This window comes from Vibrio sp. NH-7 (assembly GCF_053643215.1).
Window position 1 is genome coordinate 1,053,486 of the sequence record NZ_CM132188.1, and the last position, 20,718, is coordinate 1,074,203.

A 20,718-nucleotide genomic window follows, 5' to 3' on the forward strand; every position below is an offset into this window, starting at 1 on the left:
CCACGAGGTTTGATAAACGATTAAAGCGATGAACTTAGTCACCAAAGTGATAACGAAGGTTTGCACTAAACGTTGTTACGTCATTCACATCGATAAAGTATCTTGTGATCTGCCAACCAGCACTCCAGCTTTCAGCAAACTGATAATCCAGCCCCAAACCAACATAAGGGTCAATGCCATCGTCACTGCTCTTAATCGTTTCTCCCTGATACTCGCTCTTGTAGTCAACCTCCCAAGCAAAGCCACCCACAATCGCATTAACGCTAGCATTGTTTTCATGAAAAAGTTTGTATTGGATATCTAATGCAAACCCTTTTGCCAGTACTGGTGTCACTTTCGCGACACGAGCATGATATTCTGATGGAGGAAGACTCACATCGTGATCCAGAGTTGCACTGCCTTCGCCAAGGTCAAGGTAACGACCCGATATAGCCCAGCGATCGGCAAACTGGTAACCCAAACCAAAAGACCACATTATATCGGTACTGTCCTGACTCTGCAGAAATTCATCGTACGCCGATGATCGACCGTCCGCCAGACTCATACCTACATCACCATTGACAAACCAGCTAGCCTGACTAGTGAAACAGATCAAAGAGAGAAAGCCCCCTAAAAACACTCGACCACAATGTCGCATCATACTCAACATGCCTAACAACAACACGACTGTAACTCCTAAACTACCGCCACCGGCACTGTTACTGACTTTACTACCCGCTGTTGGGGTAACGTTCACTGTTACATCTGCATACGCGGTACCGCCATTCCCATCGCTCACGCCATAGCGAATTGTATCGGTACCATAAAAGCCTTGCGCAGCACGATAAACAACTTGGTTTTGTTCAATTGACACGCTGCCGAAGGTCGCCGTAGCACTTACTACCGATAAAGTGTCGTTATCTGCGTCGCCATCATTACTTAGTACATCAACGGTTACTGAACTATTCAACGCTACATACACATTGTCATTCACTGCAGTAGGGAGTGTATTGCTCGATGTTGTTGCCACACCGCCTGGATCAACAATCGTCCCATTTTCAATTCCATCATCATCGTTCGGGCCCCCATCTTGCACCGTTAACTGTACGCACCAATGACCCTCTGTGAGTCCTCTGCTCCAACTTTCATCTCCTGGAGGAGGGCAGTAACCCGCTTCCCCTTGTGTCGATGAAACAAAGTTTTCACTGTTCGTAACAAAGTCAATCCAACCAAGGTTGTCTCGATACTTGCGATATTTTGCACTCGCAGGAATAGGTAGGCGTTGTGGGAAGACGATTTGATATGTCTGTCCCGGAGTCGGTAACCCGTACGAAACGAAATCGAAGATACCGCCAATATTACGAGCTTCTAAGTCATCACTCAGCTCGTTATTCAGAAGTAGTAGTCCCCCCGTTTCGTTGCTCGCAAGAGTAATACCTTTGCGCAAACAAACGCCCGGTTCTCCTTCCACCAAGTAGTGGTGAGATTCCAACGCCTGCTCTTGTACTACGTTACACTCGCTAATGGCATCTTGGTAATCAGGAATACCATCATTATCGCTGTCACCTAACCCCTCTTCGACATCAGGAATAAGGTCACCGTCACTGTCTTGACCGCTGACTAAAGTTTCAAGCTGTTCCACGACTTCGATATACACATCACGGGTAACAACTGCCGATGCACTGTCGGTCACTTCAACTTGAATTCGATAGATACCGGCTTCTAGTGATTCAGGGCTAAACACGAACTGCGTTGCATCATTACTGATGTTTGCGAGCTGCGCATTATCGTTGATCCAGCGGTAGCTGTGACTGTCTCCCTGGTTTGCGTCTGTGACTGTTGTCGTAACAGTTACCACTTGGTCACTGTTCTCGATGATTGAACGAGTCTGATCATTTTGGCTGACCGATACGCTCACCTCTGGAGCAATATTACTCTCAGATATGGTCAGTGTGTAGCTCGACTTACTACCAAGGTTCATACTGTCAACTAAACTGATCACCAAGGTTTCAATCCCTTCGTTCACACTGTCATCATTCACCGCAAACTCTATATAGCCTTCTGTTCCATGGCTTATCACTACCTGTCCATTAGTGAGGCTATGGTCTGAAGCGTCTGCACTACCACTGACGGTATAGTCGACGCTCACCGGATAGCTCGGCGCTTCACCATTAAGATAGACACCTACACGATGAGTCGAGCCTTCTGTAGTAATGTCATCTTTACCTATTGTGATTAATGGATTCACCGTTACCAGTTGACTGTCTCGCCCTTCGTTACCCTCAGCATCAGTCGCACGCCAGTAAACAGTATGCAACCCTGGTTCAAAAAAGCTGTCGCTGTCAATCAAAGATACAGGTAGCGCATTACCCTGGCTGTCAATAGCAGTGGCAACACCTAGGTTGACTTTGGTAAATAGCCCCGTCGCGTTCACCGTGATATCCGCAGCCGCTGTTACCACAGGCGCTTTAGTACTCGATGGTTCAATGATGACTATCGCTTCACCTGTTGCACTGCCACCATTTCCATCAACGATGCCATAACGTAGGTTTACCAAACCGATATGTGTCGTCGTCAGCGTGATTGCACCTTCACTGATACTTGTGCTTCCTTGATCAGTGGATACCCAGCTCAGTGCCATGACATCCCCATCATCCACGTCGATGTCGTTCTGCAATACATCTAAGGTGTAAATCCCATTCTCCGTAACAGGGAAAGTAAAGCGATCATTTTCGGCCACAGGCCCATCATTCACGTTCGTCACGACCAGACTAAACGCAGGTAAGCTCGAGGTTATCTGGCCATCCGACACGCTGATAACAATACCTGCCGTCGTGCCCACATGCGCATTCTTTGGTGTACCGCTTAACTCACCCGTCACTGTATCAAAGCTTGCCCAAGATGGTTTATTGGTGATGCTGAATGACAGTGTATCGTTTTCAATATCATTCGCTAATGGCGTAAATCGATACGCACTGTCTTCCTCGACTGTTGTAGTTGGTGTACCACTTATCGTTGGAGCGTCATTAACGCTACCCACTACCACCACAGAAGTCGCAGTGCTACCATCGTCTGTATCGCTTGGGGTTACCGTCAGAACCACATTCCCGTTACTGTTAGCTGCCGAGGTATAATGAATCTGATTTGTTCCATCTAACCAAAGGTTAATATCCTCTGCTGCGCCAGTTAGCATGACACTGGCTGTACCTGAACCACTCACGGTGACACCATTAGTGACTCCGTTACCACCGGCAACAGTCAAGCGACCACTGGATACCTGGAATACCAATGTGACCTCGTCACCTTCGGCATCGCTAACGACAATAGCACTTAAATCAATGTTGCTGATCTCATCTTCTATTGCAGCAAAGCTAGGCACCAACCCAGTGATCACTGGTACATCATTTATCTCGGCCACCGCCACTGTAGATGACACCGATAGCGCTGCCGTATTGATGTTGTCACCGCTACTCTCACCACTGTCGGTCAACGCCACCAATGTTACTACTCTGGGCTTGTCCACACTTGGGTGATCGCTGCTATGGAAATAAGTGATCCCATTAACCAGAGCCTGCAGTTGCACTTGAGTCAAACTCATACCCGATAACGTGATGGTCGATGTTTGCTCCGTATTCACCACGCTATATGCCAAATTACGGGTAGAGGTCATACCGTTAGCGTTACTGCCTAACTCCAGTAACGTACCATCAATAGTCAACACCTCTTCACTAGCATCAATTACATTGCTGACAGTCAATACCAGTCCTGTAAAAGTCTGCCCATTTTCTATTGTGCTAGCTGCCGCCTGGTTGAACAGTAACACTGCCTCTGCGTTTTCTGTGTAAGTTGAGTTGAGCGCTGATGCCTTGAGGGTTGGTGCATCATTGATAGCCACCAAAGTTACGTTCGACGCTAGGGCCAAGGTCGCTGTTGCATTTTCACTACCACTGTCTGTGACCGCTGCAATAGTGACCACGCGACGAATATCAACGCTAGGATCCTCACTGCCGTTTAGGTAGCGAATACCATTGACTAAGTCCTGGAATGCTTCTTCAGTTAAAGTGGCTCCGTTAAAGGAGACTGTCGCTATGTTATCGACTAGTGATACTACAAAATCAAACTCACCCACAGAGCCCGTTTGCCCATGGTTCAATGCAACAGAGTGACCAGATACCATTAAGGCTTCTTCACTTGTATCGCTGACATTGCTAACAGTCAGAACGAATCCAACTAAAGACTGATCACTTTCCACGGTGCTGACGTCACTCCCTTGATACAGAGCTACCGCTTCACCACCTTCGATAAAGGTTGGGTTTGTGACGGTCACGGTAAGGGTTGGTGCATCATTGCGACCTGTTACGGTAGTGGTCACCTCATTCGTGCCGGTACTGTTGTCTTCCCCATCGTTAAAGGTAAAGCTGAGTACAATCGAACTTGCGGGCTCATTCGCCTCATTCTGGTACGTGATATTTTGAAGTACGCCATTAACCATTGCGGTGGTCGCATTGCTGTTGAAGGTCAGAACTAGTGTCCCACTAGAGTTACGAGTGACTGTTCCCACAATAGTTCCATTGTAGGTTAGCGCTCCTCCTTCAGTTAGCACTCCTAAATTGCCATGATTCGCAAATAGGTCGTTAGCATTAGCGCCACCTTTACGTTCAATGGTCAATGTCGCACCGTCGTAATTGCCAGCACCACCGCTAAGAGAATCCAACTCTGCATCACTGACGGAGGCATCACTGTCAATCACGACTGGTGAACCGTCTTCAGTAAACTCCGGTGTCGCATCTAGGTTCGAGAAAACAGGCGGTGTATTCACTTTACCTGTCATGTCTTCGCTAATAGCCAACGTTAGCTCGCCAGAGGTGGCTTTTAAATTAAAGACCTCACTAATTAAGCCCGAAGCGGTATAGGTCAGTTGCAGAGCAGTAAACGTCGCGACACCATTGTCAGGAGTAACCGTGACCGTCGCATTACTCGCATCGGTGTCTCCTGTGACCGTCATGATCGCAGACCCTGCCCCATTCACTTCTGAAAGCGTAATGCCTGTCACATAGTCACTGTCCACCACATTGAGGGCATCTCTCGCCGAGATCACTGGGACCGTGGTCAAACTGGTCGATTCGGCCGTTTTCACGGAAAGCGGCGCCGGTTGTGTCTCAAAGACCAACTGAGTCGCCACCACATCCGCGATCACGGCATTCGCCGCCACCGAGGCCAAATCACTGCCGACGCCATCTTGATCGTTGGCCGTGACCGTAAAGCTTTGCTGATCAGCCGTTGCGCTGTAGGTCAGCGCCGTGAACGTGGCCACCCCATTGACCGCGGCCACCGAGTCGCCCGACAGCGTGCCGTCGCTGGCTTCGGTAAGAGTGACGGTCTCCGTAAAGTCCACGTCAGTGTTACCGAACGCATCTTGCGCCCGCACAATCGGCTGAGTGGTTAACGCTGAGCCCGAGACCGAGCCAGCCGGTTGCGTGGTAAAGGCCAGCGCTGTCGCCGTCACCTCCAGCGTGGTGCCACTGCCGTTGTTGACGGCGGTTGTCGCCCCAAATTGGGTGTTGCTGCCGCTGACCGTCACATCGGTGTCACCATCCAGGCTGAGCAGAAGCGTGTTGCCCTCGGTGATGCCGGTGTTGTCATGGTAGTAAGCGTTTAAGGTGTACACCTCCGACGCCCCATCGGCCACCGAAATCGACAAGCCTGAGAAGGTAAGCGTATCGGCGCTGGCGTTATACACACCCGTCACGTTGGTCGCGTCCGGACCACTTAAGCGGTAAGAGATCTTCGCTCGCTGCGCATCCGAAGCCGTCCCTGCCACATTGACGACAATCTGTGACACTTCAAGAGGGAAGCCGTCCGCGGTGCCCCCATCGGTTAACGTGAAATCAATCAGGTCAACCGCTTCACCGGTTGTATCGGCGGTGGTTGGCAGCCCCACAGGCTCACTGACGCCCGATGCGGCGGTTAAGCTGGCGTCGTTGTCGGCAACGATCGCCGTGAGTGGGCTACTGTCCACTGAGGTTAAGCCGCCTGAGCTGGCCCGTATGTTGAAAGATTCACTGCTTCCACCCGAAGCGGTATAGGTCAGTTGCAGGGCAGTAAACGTCGCGACACCATTGTCAGGAGTAACCGTGACCGTCGCGTTACTCGCATCGGTGTCTCCTGTGACCGTCATGATCGCAGACCCTGCCCCATTCACTTCTGAAAGCGTAATGCCTGTCACATAGTCACTGTCCACCACATTGAGGGCATCTCTCGCCGAGATCACTGGGACCGTGGTCAAACTGGTCGCTTCGGCCGTTTTCACGGAAAGCGGCGCCGGTTGTGTCTCAAAGACCAACTGAGTCGCCACCACATCCGCGATCACGGCATTCGCCGCCACCGAGGCCAAATCACTACCAACGCCATCTTGATCGTTGGCCGTGACCGTAAAGCTTTGCTGATCAGCCGTTGCGCTGTAGGTCAGCGCCGTGAACGTGGCCACCCCATTGACCGCGGCCACCGAGTCGCCCGACAGCGTGCCGTCGCTGGCTTCGGTAAGAGTGACGGTCTCCGTAAAGTCCACGTCAGTGTTGCCGAACGCATCTTGCGCCCGCACGATCGGCTGAGTGGTTAACGCTGAGCCCGAGACCGAGCCAGCCGGTTGCGTGGTAAAGGCCAGCGCTGTCGCCGTCACCTCCAGCGTGGTGCCACTGCCGTTGTTGACGGCGGTTGTCGCCCCAAATTGGGTGTTGCTGCCGCTGACCGTCACATCGGTGTCACCATCCAGGCTGAGCAGAAGCGTGTTGCCCTCGGTGATGCCGGTGTTGTCATGGTAGTAAGCGTTTAAGGTGTACACCTCCGACGCCCCATCGGCCACCGAAATCGACAAGCCTGAGAAGGTAAGCGTATCGGCGCTGGCGTTATACACGCCCGTCACGTTGGTCGCGTCCGGACCACTTAAGCGGTAAGTGATCTTCGCTCGCTGCGCATCCGAAGCCGTCCCTGCCACATTGACGACAATCTGTGATACTTCAAGAGGGAAGCCGTCCGCGGTGCCCCCATCGGTTAACGTGAAATCAAACAGGTCAACCGCCTCACCGGTTGTATCGACGGTGGTTGGCAGCCCCACAGGCTCACTGACGCCCGATGCGGCGGTTAAGCTGGCGTCGTTGTCGGCAACGATCGCCGTGAGTGGGCTACTGTCCACCGAGGTTAAGCCGCCTGAGCTGGCCCGTATGTTGAAAGATTCACTGCTTCCACCCGAAGCGGTATAGGTCAGTTGCAGGGCAGTAAACGTCGCGACACCATTGTCAGGAGTAACCGTGACCGTCGCGTTACTCGCATCGGTGTCTCCTGTGACCGTCATGATCGCAGACCCTACCCCATTCACTTCTGAAAGCGTAATGCCTGTCACATAGTCACTGTCCACCACATTGAGGGCATCTCTCGCCGAGATCACTGGGACCGTGGTCAAACTGGTCGCTTCGGCCGTTTTCACGGAAAGCGGCGCCGGTTGTGTCTCAAAGACCAACTGAGTCGCCACCACATCCGCGATCACGGCATTCGCCGCCACCGAGGCCAAATCACTGCCGACGCCATCTTGATCGTTGGCCGTGACCGTAAAGCTTTGCTGATCGGCCGTTGCGCTGTAGGTCAGCGCCGTGAACGTGGCCACCCCATTGACCGCGGCCACCGAGTCGCCCGACAGCGTGCCGTCGCTGGCTTCGGTAAGAGTGACGGTCTCCGTAAAGTCCACGTCAGTGTTGCCGAACGCATCTTGCGCCCGCACGATCGGCTGAGTGGTTAACGCTGAGCCCGAGACCGAGCCAGCCGGTTGCGTGGTAAAGGCCAGCGCTGTCGCCGTCACCTCCAGCGTGGTGCCACTGCCGTTGTTGACGGCGGTTGTCCCCCCAAATTGGGTGTTGCTGCCGCTGACCGTCACATCGGTGTCACCATCCAGGCTGAGCAGAAGCGTGTTGCCCTCGGTGATGCCGGTGTTGTCATGGTAGTAAGCGTTTAAGGTGTACACCTCCGACGCCCCATCGGCCACCGAAATCGACAAGCCTGAGAAGGTAAGCGTATCGGCGCTGGCGTTATACACACCCGTCACGTTGGTCGCGTCCGGACCACTTAAGCGGTAAGAGATCTTCGCTCGCTGCGCATCCGAAGCCGTCCCTGCCACATTGACGACAATCTGTGACACTTCAAGAGGGAAGCCGTCCGCGGTGCCCCCATCGGTTAACGTGAAATCAATCAGGTCAACCGCTTCACCGGTTGTATCGGCGGTGGTTGGCAGCCCCACAGGCTCACTGACGCCCGATGCGGCGGTTAAGCTGGCGTCGTTGTCGGCAACGATCGCCGTGAGTGGGCTACTGTCCACTGAGGTTAAGCCGCCTGAGCTGGCCCGTATGTTGAAAGATTCACTGCTTCCACCTGAAGCGGTATAGGTGGCCTGTAACCCCGTATAGGTGGCCACCCCAAAGGCCGGCGTAATCGATACTGTGGCGGCGCTGCCATCCGTATCTCCGGTCCCCGTCATCACGATAGTGCCCGCTCCATTCACTTCTGAAAGCGTAATATCCGTTGTATAGCCCGTGTCTACAACGCCGACGCTATCTTGCGCAGATACGACGGGCACGGTGGTAAAACTGGTCGCTTCGGCCGAGTTTACTGAAAGCGGTGCCGGTTGGACATCAAAGACCAACTGAGTCGCCACCACATCCGCGATCACGGCATTCGCCGCCACCGAGGCCAAATCACTGCCGACGCCATCTTGATCGTTGGCCGTGACCGTAAAGCTTTGCTGATCGGCCGTTGCGCTGTAGGTCAGCGCCGTAAACGTGGCCACCCCATTGACCGCGGCCACCGAGTCGCCCGACAGCGTGCCGTCGCTGGCTTCGGTAAGAGTGACGGTCTCCGTAAAGTCCACGTCAGTGTTGCCGAACGCATCTTGCGCCCGCACAATCGGCTGAGTGGTTAACGCTGAGCCCGAGACCGAGCCAGCCGGTTGCGTGGTAAAGGCCAGCGCTGTCGCCGTCACCTCCAGCGTGGTGCCACTGCCGTTGTTGACGGCGGTTGTCGCCCCAAATTGGGTGTTGCTGCCGTTGACCGTCACATCAGTGTCACCATCCAGGCTGAGCAGAAGCGTATTGCCCTCGGTGATGCCGGTGTTGTCATGGTAGTAAGCGTTTAAGGTGTACACCTCCGACGCCCCATCGGCCACCGAAATCGACAAGCCTGAGAAGGTAAGCGTATCGGTGCTGGCGTTATACACACCCGTCACGTTGGTCGCGTCCGGACCACTTAAGCGGTAAGAGATCTTCGCTCGCTGCGCATCCGAAGCCGTCCCTGCCACATTGACGACAATCTGTGACACTTCAAGAGGGAAGCCGTCCGCGGTGCCCCTATCGGTTAACGTGAAATCAAACAGGTCAACCGCTTCACCGGTTGTATCGACGGTGGTTGGCAGCCCCACAGGCTCACTGACGCCCGATGCGGCGGTTAAGCTGGCGTCGTTGTCGGCAACGATCGCCGTGAGTGGGCTACTGTCCACTGAGGTTAAGCCGCCTGAGCTGGCCCGTATGTTGAAAGATTCACTGCTTCCACCTGAAGCGGTATAGGTCAGTTGCAGGGCAGTAAACGTCGCGACACCATTGTCAGGAGTAACCGTGACCGTCGCATTACTCGCATCGGTGTCTCCTGTGACCGTCATGATCGCAGACCCTGCCCCATTCACTTCTGAAAGCGTAATGCCTGTCACATAGTCACTGTCCACCACATTGAGGGCATCTCTCGCCGAGATCACTGGGACCGTGGTCAAACTGGTCGCTTCGGCCGTTTTCACGGAAAGCGGCGCCGGTTGTGTCTCAAAGACCAACTGAGTCGCCACCACATCCGCGATCACGGCATTCGCCGCCACCGAGGCCAAATCACTGCCGACGCCATCTTGATCGTTGGCCGTGACCGTAAAGCTTTGCTGATCGGCCGTTGCGCTGTAGGTCAGCGCCGTGAACGTGGCCACCCCATTGACCGCGGCCACCGAGTCGCCCGACAGCGTGCCGTCGCTGGCTTCGGTAAGAGTGACGGTCTCCGTAAAGTCCACGTCAGTGTTACCGAACGCATCTTGCGCCCGCACAATCGGCTGAGTGGTTAACGCTGAGCCCGAGACCGAGCCAGCCGGTTGCGTTGTAAAGGCCAGCGCTGTCGCCGTCACCTCCAGCGTGGTGCCACTGCCGTTGTTGACGGCGGTTGTCGCCCCAAATTGGGTGTTGCTGCCGCTGACCGTCACATCGGTGTCACCATCCAGGCTGAGCAGAAGCGTGTTGCCCTCGGTGATGCCGGTGTTGTCATGGTAGTAAGCGTTTAAGGTGTACACCTCCGACGCCCCATCGGCCACCGAAATCGACAAGCCTGAGAAGGTAAGCGTATCGGCGCTGGCGTTATACACGCCCGTCACGTTGGTCGCGTCCGGACCACTTAAGCGGTAAGAGATCTTCGCTCGCTGCGCATCCGAAGCCGTCCCTGCCACATTGACGACAATCTGTGACACTTCAAGAGGGAAGCCGTCCGCGGTGCCCCCATCGGTTAACGTGAAATCAAACAGGTCAACCGCTTCACCGGTTGTATCGGCGGTGGTTGGCAGCCCCACAGGCTCACTGACGCCCGATGCGGCGGTTAAGCTGGCGTCGTTGTCGGCAACGATCGCCGTGAGTGGGCTACTGTCCACCGAGGTTAAGCCGCCTGAGCTGGCCCGTATGTTGAAGGATTCACTGCTTCCACCTGAAGCGGTATAGGTGGCCTGTAACCCCGTATAGGTGGCCACCCCAAAGGCCGGCGTAATCGATACTGTGGCGGCGCTGCCATCCGTATCTCCGGTCCCCGTCATCACGATAGTGCCCGCTCCATTCACTTCTGAAAGCGTAATATCCGTTGTATAGCCCGTGTCTACAACGCCGACGCTATCTTGCGCAGATACGACGGGCACGGTGGTAAAACTGGTCGCTTCGGCCGAGTTTACTGAAAGCGGTGCCGGTTGTGTCTCAAAGACCAACTGAGTCGCCACCACATCCGCGATCACGGCATTCGCCGCCACCGAAGCCAAATCACTGCCGACGCCATCTTGATCGTTGGCCGTGACCGTAAAGCTTTGCTGATCAGCCGTTGCGCTGTAGGTCAGCGCCGTGAACGTGGCCACCCCATTGACCGCGGCCACCGAGTCGCCCGACAGCGTGCCGTCGCTGGCTTCGGTAAGAGTGACGGTCTCCGTAAAGTCCACGTCAGTGTTGCCGAACGCATCTTGCGCCCGCACGATCGGCTGAGTGGTTAACGCTGAGCCCGAGACCGAGCCAGCCGGTTGCGTTGTAAAGGCCAGCGCTGTCGCCGTCACCTCCAGCGTGGTGCCACTGCCGTTGTTGACGGCGGTTGTCGCCCCAAATTGGGTGTTGCTGCCGCTGACCGTCACATCGGTGTCACCATCCAGGCTGAGCAGAAGCGTGTTGCCCTCGGTGATGCCGGTGTTGTCATGGTAGTAAGCGTTTAAGGTGTACACCTCCGACGCCCCATCGGCCACCGAAATCGACAAGCCTGAGAAGGTGAGCGTATCGGCGCTGGCGTTATACACGCCCGTCACGTTGGTCGCGTCCGGACCACTTAAGCGGTAAGTGATCTTCGCTCGCTGCGCATCCGAAGCCGTCCCTGCCACATTGACGACAATCTGTGAAACATCTAGCGGCAGCCCATCGCCAGAGCCGCCATCAGTTAAGGTAAAATCAAACAAATTAATGGCTTCACCGCTACTATCCACCGTCGTTGCAAGGCTGACCGGTTCAGAAACACCATTAGCTGCAGTCAAAGCTCCATCTGAGTCAGCGCTTGGCGCTGAGGCAACCAAGTTATCAAATCCAAGCTGCGCGTTAAAATGCATCCCAGAGGTCGTTACAGTAAAGCTTGTTACTCCCGACCAGTTTAAGTTAACCGTTTTTGAATAGAACCCTGGGCCTATGGTTGACGAGCTGGATGAATCAAACGAAGCACTCGTTACACTGACACTACTATTTGAACTGCTAGGTGTCGTATCTGTAAATATATATGAACTACCCGTTCTCTTTTGTAACTCAAGAACCGCAATACTGGTGAGATCTAATGCCGAGTTAAAAGTAAAGGTATAAGTAGAGGTATTATCTTGAGTAAAAACGAGCTGTCCATTTAGGTTTCCTGATGGTGAGTCAGTACCATAGTCAAACGTTGAGTTACCATACCAATTTGACGGTCCCGTTATAGTGTAAGAGATGGAATCGACAGAGCTGTTGACTGTCGAACCAGTAACAGATGCTGAGTCCATGGTGTCGGTCGCTGAGAGAGCGGAAAAACTGACCATACTCAACATGACCATTGATAGCTGCGCTAGAAATATATTTGATTTATCCATAATCGATTGACTCAAACATGCACTATGCTCGTTTTTTAGCCCTAGTGATGCTAGATACTGTTAAGTCCATTTATATTCAAGTTGGGAAAATTCCATCGACTGTAATGTGATGGGGTTGAAATTCATGAAGGAAGAGTACGAGTTGCAATTGGTCCGCCTCATCCTGATACATTCATATATTCATTATGATGCATTATATTCTGGGCAATTTTATATTCTCACCGTCAATGATGACGTGATCTTCTTTCCATTTTTATGAACTAAAATGCCAAAAGTGCAAAGTCAACCCCTCATACTTTTCGTTTAATTTGATCCAGCTAGACTCAACGCTTCGTTCATCATCAACTTCATTTCAACGTCAAATCAGTGATTTCCTTAGAGGCCTATACAGATTCATCGCAAGGTATCGTCAAGTAGTGTTCCAGAGTTTTTTGAACTTTATGTCTATAGTAAATGTGGCGCTATCCACAGCCACATTTACCATTTAAATGCCATAATATTTAACCATTCGCACCACCCATAATAAAAATTGAACTCATTAAAGAGGACTTTACTATGTTCAGTACTAATCAGTTGGTTTCAAAAAAACAACTCCTGCTCGCCGGGGTCATGCTCTCGGTATCCAATAATGTATATGCCTCATGCGTGCCAGAACCTTATATAGGGTCAACCTGCACCACTGCGGCTAATTTCTGTCCAAGAGGTTATCTCCAGGCTAACGGAAGTCTGTTGGCAATATCAAACTACAACGCTCTCTATTCCTTACTAGGAACCCGCTACGGTGGCAACGGCACAACTAATTTTCAACTACCAGATCTAAGAGGTAGGTCTGCTATCGGTAGTGGAAATAGCCCTGGCCTGAATGAAGCCATATTGGGAGGTCAGTATGGTTCAGAGACACAAACACTTACGCTTGCGAATTTACCTGCGCACACGCATGCAGCTTACGCTTCGAATGGCGGTATTGCTGTTCAGTTGACAGCCTATTCTGGTAAGGGAACAAGCCCCGAACCAACATATACAGAGAGCTTTCTGCAAGGTGTGGCACAAAATGGCTTAAGCTACAACTCGGAAGCGATGTTGTACGGCGAGGGCAAAGGAAACCCAATCCCCTTGGAGGGAGTGTTTACAAGTTATGTTCAGCCTTCCATCTCCGTCATGCCTACTGGTTCCAACCAATCATTTAGCACTCGCAGTCCATCGCTAGCGCTCACTTACTGCATCGCTGTAAATGGCCTGTACCCTTCTAGAAATTAATGGAATCAATGGCGTTACCGATTGGCCATCGCGACTTTAGCGATGGCCAATTTTATGTGCTTTTCCCACTGCAATTTTAAAGCGCGCAAACCTATAAGCAGCTCTTAATTCGCTATAGTTGCTACATACTTTCAATTGCTTAAACGAAAATTGATCTCACCTTGATTTACTTCTCAACATCTAGGGTGGGTCGTGCTAGCCGCTCCTCATTTCAGTAATCTAACTGATACTCAAAGAAGAATAAAAATACCCGCTAAACACGCACTCATTAGGTTGGCTAACGTACCCGCAAGCACAGCTTTGATACCGAGGTTTGCAACTTCAGCACGACGCTCAGGAGCAATCACGCCAATCGAGCCAAGTTGGATTGCAATTGAGCCGATGTTTGCAAATCCACACAGAGCAAAAGTAATGATGACTTGAGTATGCTCAGACAAGGTTGCTTTATGCTGGACAAAGTCAATGAATGCCACAAACTCGTTCATCACAATCTTTTGACCAATGTAAGAGCCTGCCATCAGCACTTCATTTGAAGGAACACCGATCACCCATGCTAATGGCGAGAACAAGTAACCAAATAACGCTTGTAGGGTAATACCGCTAAATCCAGCAACTTCACCAAGGCTTTCTAAGCCAGTGTTGACCATCGCGATTACACTCACGAATGCGATTAGCATGGTACCCACCGCAACCGCTACTTTCATACCGTTCATTGCGCCGCTTGCAAGTGCATCAATGACATTGCTCTCTTGCGCTTTATCCATCTCAATATCAGATTGATTGATTGGTGTATCGCGCTCAGGAACGATGATTTTCGCCATCATCAAACTACCCGGAGCAGCCATGAAACTCGCGGCGATAAGGTATTTGAGCTCAACGCCAAGACCGGCATACCCCCCCAAAACAGAGCCCGCTACCGAAGCCATGCCACCAGCCATAACAGCAAACAGTTCAGAACGAGTCATACGAGATAGGAATGGACGAACAAGAAGTGGCGACTCGCCTTGAGAAAGGAAAATGTTGCCGGTTGCAACTAGTGATTCAGCTTTACTTGTACCCAAAAACTTTTGGATACCGCCACCAATAAATTCGATGACTTTTTGCATAATGCCAAGATAGTAGAGAGCGGAGATTAGAGCACTGAAGAAGATAATAATAGGAAGGACACGAACAGCGAAGATAAATCCAGTATTGGCCAAATCACCAAATAGGAAGCCGATACCTTCATCAGCAAACCCCAAAAGACTAGAAACACCACTACTCAAACTGGTGAGTGCCGCTTGTCCCCATGGGAAATACAAAACAAGAGCAGCAAATCCAACTTGGAGCATAAGTGCACGAGACACTGTTTTCCAATTGATCGATTTACGACTCTCAGACAGCAGTACTGCGCACAACAATAGAACGACAACACCGATTAAACCGAATAAAACATTCATTAAAGATCACCTCTACAAGCATTCAATAGGTAGCTGGTCCGGTCCGTGGGGTCATTCACCTTTCCGTGTGACGGCTTGTATTGGCAGAGCACTCGCTCTTAACCGGGCGGAAAGTATAGCGAAGGATATGAGATATTCATCACATTTTTTAACGCAAACGTTCAAGCGTTCATTCTGTAAACGATTACACCAACTATTTCGAAGATTTGAGAAAATTCCAGCAAGGGAAGACAAAGGAAATACGCACTTAATTGCATTTATTTTCTGGAGCAAGATCACAACGCTTACTATGTAATCGTTATCATTTCAAAATAAATTTGGGCAAATATCATTTCGCCATCTAGTTTTATAGATGTGTCAACTAACGTACTAGTGAACATAATCTATTTCCTAACAACGTCAGCGGCTTAGACAAACACAACAAATTTTGCCCCACTTCAACGTGGGGCTTTTTTATATCGATACTTGCACTGTGCTGCATGCTCATTACAATGCGGGAAAAACACAATAGTGAGCCATTATGGAACGAGATTACACATACGCCTCGCTCTCGCAATTACCGCGAGAAGAGCTCGAAGAACTGAGTATGCGCTTGATACAGCGCTTGATTCCTGAAGACTCAATGACGGAGCTATTTACGTTTGATGCAGAAGAAACGGAGTCAGAAGATAAACTGATGGAAGCGCGCTTTGATGCCATGTTACGAATGAGCGCCATCGCACTGAGTCAACTGCCTGAACTGTTCAGTGAATCAGAAAACAAAGAGCAAAACACGCTTCGTATGCAAAGACTGCTCCTTTGGCACTTTTATGCCTCTTCGTTCCAGTTAGATCGCGCCATTCCTTTAGAAACACATTGCAACCACGCTGAGGTGATTCTTAAACAGAGCCCGAACAGCGCCCTTGAGTGGGTCACGACTCTTACAGACTTACTGCGCCAATACGCGCAAATTGCTCAGAAATAAGTAAAACGCCAGCATTGCGCTGGCGTTCGTTTTATTGGGTTTGAGTGATGAGTCGGGCATTGAGCTTTTGTAGCGGGCGATTGTTGTTACCCATAATCTTATTGAACAACGCAGCTTGCTTAGCAGAGACCGTCTGAGGTGTTTTCAACACTAGCCATCTTACGCCCTCGGAACACGGCGGAGTGGTCAACGAACCACTAAAGCGATAGTAATCATTGGTATCGCTTAACAAAGCGCTCGCATTAAAGGGAACATCTATCGGTGAGTCAGCGCCTTGCTCTGGGATATTATCAAGCAACTTCGCGAGCTCACTATTGTCGTCCCCCAGTTCGAAAAAGACGGCAACGACCGCCAAATGACCGGCTTTATCGGCATGCACAAAATGGGCTTCCAATGGGTACTCTTTGCCGTCTACGTGATTTTCAGATGGGGTGTGAAAATGAAACTGCTTAAGCGTAAACGACTTTCCATCTATCGCTAGTGTGTTACTCCCTTCAAGTTGGGTTTGCAACGTATGACCATTATTGAGTAGCGATACAACCTGCCCCTGATAGTCAAACGACAGTTTTTCCAGTTTGGCCTCTGTTGCTGACGCTATATTAATCGGGCTTTGGTTTACCCCGTTCGAACACTCGGACGCAAATTCTCCCCAGTGTGATGGACCATGTTGCCCTTCGTAACCCCATTGCGCTGCGTTTGCGTTGCTCATAAATGCGGTGCAAAGCCCTAGTGCGAGTAGTGTCCTTTTCATACTTGTTCCTTTTATTTGCCAACAGTGAGTCACGCATCATAAAACGGGCAGAGGCCAGAAAAGTAGTCAGTAATCTATGTTTGCAGTTTACTTTGGAGCCAGATGCTAACTCGCTGAAATTAATTTGATTATCAACGGATTTATCTGTGCTACAGGATTGATTACGCGTCAACCTTCTTGGAAACATTTCATTGCTACTTTGCTTTAGCAAACAGAACCAGTTGAAAAATGAGCAATATGCGCTAATATTTAGGCATATTGCCAAGAGGTACAAATTTATGTCTACAGCAATGGAAATGGCAGCAAATGCCAACCTCAATGCTTGGTTTGGTTGGTCGATTGACAATGAGTTAGATCTGTCAAACCTAGTTCGTGATGGTGTGGATCCGTCGGTAATCAATACCTTGATGGAACATGGGTTCAATAAACAAGAACTCAATTGGGTGATACCGAGCCGAACGCTATCTCATCGTGTTAGTAAAGCCGAGAAACTGACCCGTGATGAAAGTGCCAAAATCATCCGAGCAGCACGCTTAACAGCGCAAGCGGTCGCGGTTTTTGGCAATGAGCAAAAAGCCAACAACTGGCTCAGCAAGCCAAAGAAAAAGCTCGAAGGTCGTACGCCCAAAGAGGCAATGCAAGATGAGTTTGGTGCAAGCATTGTCGAGCAACTGCTGCTAAGAATCGAATCTGGGTATTTTTAATGGCAATCCTTTGGCGTATATCTGACTTCGAAGACCTTCACGGCATCGGAGGGCTAAAAGCAAGCGGGCGTTGGCACTCACAAGGGCACTTAATCGTCTATTTGGCAGAGCACCCTGCCCTCGCGCTTCTTGAAGTTATGGCTGGATTAGATATCGATCTCGAAGACCTACCCGACCGATTTAAACTGCTTAAAGTTGAAGTCGATGACGCAGAACTCAGCCAATGTCATGTTCCAACCTTACACAATGACTGGGTGAAGCATGAGAGAGGCACACAGAGTGAAGGCAATAACTGGCTAAAAGCCAACCAAACCTTACTTGCCAAAGTGCCTAGTGCCATTCTTCCCGAATCGACGAATTACTTGTTTAACGCCAGTCACCCCAACGCGAAACACGCAAAAATCATCGACGTAATACACTTCCCATTCGACGAACGCCTAGTTTCCTAATGAATACAAATAGCCCCGAGTCCAACTCGGGCTTTGCCCTTCCCAACCCAGGATGGCTTTCTCTAGCGCTAAAATACGTAACACTTTTGCACTCGGCCATCTGAACCAAGAATGAGACGTCAATCGCAAGCTCCGCTAGTGTTCTCAAATCCGCAACAACCTATTGATTGGAAATTGAACAGGCGCTTGAAAGGCGGCATCATATACACACGATTGGCGAGTGTTAGTCGCCTAATTTGCTTTGTATACTTCAAGAATTCATAGGTTAGGTGTGATGTGAAACTATTTAAAATAGTTGGATTTCTTTTAATAACAGCTCTAACCCTAAACCTTTTTATTTCAACATTTTCGATCTTCCAGTTATCACGTTATTTAGATCTGCAAAATAGTAATAGGCAGAATGGTATTCATTATTACATTGAGGCAAGGCATAGCGAACAGATTTCAGCTAAAGACCGAACTGCAGTAACCAAGCTTCTAGCTAAAGAACTTTTTATTTTGGGACATGAGCGCACCTATTATGTCGATAGCTCTGGCAATGAAAAGATGTTTGAGCCAACCGAAGAGGATCGAAATACAAGGCAGCTAACTTTTGAGACGCAGCAAGTATCGATTGCATACATACATGAACAGCTTTGTCTGAATGCATTTTATATAACGTTGCTTTTGGTTATCGCATTCATCAAAGGCAAGCTTACAAAACGCATAGAGGAACGCGTTTAGGGGGAAACTCCTCACGCACGGTAGTTGCGTTTTGGTAGGTTCACAATACCAGGAACGGACAAAATGGACTTGAATAATCTCTTAACTTTTATGGCGGTTGCTACATTGCTCGTTATCTCTCCGGGACCTAATGGATTCCTAATAGCGAAAACGGTACCCATTTCAGGACGAAAAGCAGGATTTGCTAACATCTGGGGATTTGTCGTTGCATTTTATGTGCATGGTACCTTATCAATTTTGGGTATCTCGGTGATCCTGTCTAAATCATCTCAGGCGTTTTTCATTTTTAAAATGTTAGGCGCCACTTATTTGGTTTGGATTGGTTTGAAAGCGATAGCAAGTGCTTTTCAAGGAAGTTCAATAGAACCCGATGTTAAACCGAAGAGTATTAAAGCATCTTCCCTACGTGTATCCTTCTTGGAAGGACTCATGACAAACGTATTGAACCCGAAAGTGTCTATGTTCTATTTGGCAGCCTTTCCTCAGTTTATTCCCAATACCGAAAGCCCAATGAGTGCATACGTTCTAGTAACGGCACATTCTATGGTCAATTTTGTATGGTTCGCCATCATGGTTATGATCCTTGCAAGAGTTAAGACGGTGACCAATAGTGCGAGGTTTAAAACGTGGTTAAACTCAATAACCGGTTTGGTATTTATAGCTTTCGGTACAAAATTGGCCTTGATGAAAAATGACTAGCAAAGCGTTCATGACGGATTCACTGTGCTTGGAGCAAAAATGCAATATATCGAAGTAGAAAGTAGCCAGATTCCTATTGATTTACTGCTTGAAGCTGATCCTTCTGAAACGAGTATTTCTTCATACTTATCCGATTCTTGGTGCTTTGCTGCACTAGACAATGGGCGTGTTTTAGCCGCCTGCATAGTAAAGCCACAAACTGATAGCATTGCTGAGATATTCAATATTTCTGTATATCCAAACTCACAAGGTCAAGGTATTGGTTCGGCGTTGCTTAAGTCCGTTCTATCGCAATTATCAAGTAAAGGAATCAAACGAGTTGAGTTGGGTACGGGGACCTTTGGCTATCAGCTAACTTATTATCAACGCCTCGGCTTTCGGGTTGATTCAATCCTCAAAGATCACTTCTTGCTGAATTATCCAGAGCCAATCTATGAAAATGGAATTCAACACAAAGACATGCTGAGATTGTACTTACCGCTTTAGTATCGACATAACCAGCATTTAAAGCGGGTATGTAACGTTTGACGACTTTGGGTTCATTTAAGGAGATACATTGGAATCCTCGACTTTATACATATTTTCAGGGCTTCCGGCTTCTGGGAAATCAACACTGGCTAAATTGCTTTCACATCGGATTGGAGCAACGTACATTCGTATCGATACGGTAGAGCAAGGAATTCGAGACCTGTGTAATTTCCAAGTTGAAGGCGAGGGTTACAGGCTTAGCTATAGAATTATCAGAGACAACCTAGCAATTGGCCTAAGTGCAGTGTCTGACTCATGCAACCCAATCGAACTGACACGAAATGAATGGCAAGAAGTCGCAGAAAGTGTGGGGGCTAGGTTCGTCAATATTGAAATTCGGTGTTCAGATGCCAAAGAGCATGAGCGTCGAGTAAACTCTCGAAAAAGTGAAGTGGAAAACCTTAACCTACCCAACTGGAAACAAGTTCAAAGTCGATACTACGAACCGTGGAATGATAGAGTGATTACAATCGACACGGCAGGCCAAACAATAGAAGAGTCTTTCGCTGAACTGGTCGACAAGCTAGGCATCAACAGGCCAACCGATAAGTGATACAAGTTCAGCGATTTGAAGAAACATTGCTCTGTGCCCATATCTTGAGAGCTTTATCATGAAATCTTTGCAGAATGCTTCACACCGACCTTGTGCTGAAAGACATTCTAGGCCATGCCGATATCAGCATGATCATGCATTACGCACACTTGGCACCTGATCATCTCTCAGAAGCCAATCACTAGTCTGTAGTTTGTCGTCACTTGTTGATTTTTAGACAAAAAAAGAGCCGCAAAATGCGGCTCTTATTAAACTGAATT

The 20,718-nt window shown here is 49.7% G+C and carries 11 protein-coding genes and 1 pseudogene; 9 read left to right on the plus strand and 3 right to left on the minus strand.

Annotated elements, in window-relative coordinates; translation table 11 throughout:
• Positions 1-34: 34 nt before the first annotated feature.
• Positions 35-12,391: a beta strand repeat-containing protein gene (locus ACUALS_RS18990; protein WP_454449400.1), complete on the minus strand. Its 12,357-nt coding sequence runs from the start codon at positions 12,389-12,391 to the stop codon at positions 35-37.
• A 555-nt stretch (positions 12,392-12,946) separates the two neighbouring features.
• Between ACUALS_RS18990 and ACUALS_RS18995 the strand changes: the two genes are divergently transcribed.
• A complete protein-coding gene (locus ACUALS_RS18995) occupies positions 12,947-13,648 on the plus strand; it encodes a phage tail protein (protein ID WP_454449401.1) in 702 nt (233 codons plus the stop codon).
• A gap of 230 nt (positions 13,649-13,878) precedes the next feature.
• On the opposite strand, the gene ACUALS_RS19000 is transcribed toward ACUALS_RS18995, so the two are convergent.
• Positions 13,879-15,087, minus strand: coding sequence for a NupC/NupG family nucleoside CNT transporter (locus ACUALS_RS19000; protein ID WP_038188795.1), 1,209 nt, complete (start codon positions 15,085-15,087; stop codon positions 13,879-13,881).
• Positions 15,088-15,607: 520 nt separating this feature from the next.
• Here ACUALS_RS19000 and ACUALS_RS19005 point away from each other — a divergent pair.
• A complete protein-coding gene (locus ACUALS_RS19005) occupies positions 15,608-16,051 on the plus strand; it encodes a hypothetical protein (RefSeq protein ID WP_005472356.1) in 444 nt (147 codons plus the stop codon).
• 31 nt (positions 16,052-16,082) lie between these two features.
• Here the strand turns inward: ACUALS_RS19005 and ACUALS_RS19010 are convergent, their stop codons facing one another.
• Positions 16,083-16,802 (minus strand): carbonic anhydrase, encoded by a 720-nt coding sequence (locus tag ACUALS_RS19010; RefSeq protein WP_454449402.1) that lies wholly within the window; start codon positions 16,800-16,802, stop codon positions 16,083-16,085.
• Positions 16,803-17,080: 278 nt separating this feature from the next.
• Here ACUALS_RS19010 and parS point away from each other — a divergent pair, with 278 nt between their 5' ends.
• The 7 genes and pseudogenes from parS to ACUALS_RS19045 all read left to right on the plus strand — a co-directional run.
• Positions 17,081-17,506: a type II RES/Xre toxin-antitoxin system antitoxin gene (gene parS, locus ACUALS_RS19015; protein WP_005472201.1), complete on the plus strand. Its 426-nt coding sequence runs from the start codon at positions 17,081-17,083 to the stop codon at positions 17,504-17,506.
• Positions 17,506-17,955 carry an RES family NAD+ phosphorylase gene (locus ACUALS_RS19020; protein ID WP_331400247.1) on the plus strand — a complete coding sequence of 150 codons (450 nt, stop codon included), beginning with the start codon at positions 17,506-17,508 and terminating at the stop codon, positions 17,953-17,955. The genes parS and ACUALS_RS19020 overlap by 1 nt, the downstream gene beginning before the upstream one ends.
• Before the next feature lie 276 nt (positions 17,956-18,231).
• Positions 18,232-18,678, plus strand: a complete 447-nt coding sequence (locus ACUALS_RS19025; protein WP_454449403.1) for a hypothetical protein — start codon at positions 18,232-18,234, stop codon at positions 18,676-18,678.
• A gap of 63 nt (positions 18,679-18,741) precedes the next feature.
• Complete coding sequence (locus ACUALS_RS19030) at positions 18,742-19,377, plus strand: LysE family translocator (RefSeq protein ID WP_454449404.1); 636 nt, start codon at positions 18,742-18,744, stop codon at positions 19,375-19,377.
• Between the two features lie 39 nt (positions 19,378-19,416).
• Complete coding sequence (locus ACUALS_RS19035; RefSeq protein WP_005472229.1) at positions 19,417-19,863, plus strand: GNAT family N-acetyltransferase; 447 nt, start codon at positions 19,417-19,419, stop codon at positions 19,861-19,863.
• Positions 19,864-19,933: 70 nt separating this feature from the next.
• Positions 19,934-20,458 (plus strand): AAA family ATPase, encoded by a 525-nt coding sequence (locus ACUALS_RS19040; protein ID WP_454449405.1) that lies wholly within the window; start codon positions 19,934-19,936, stop codon positions 20,456-20,458.
• Positions 20,459-20,547: 89 nt separating this feature from the next.
• Positions 20,548-20,643: pseudogene (locus ACUALS_RS19045) on the plus strand (integrase); the annotation flags it as partial.
• Positions 20,644-20,718 lie beyond the last annotated feature (75 nt).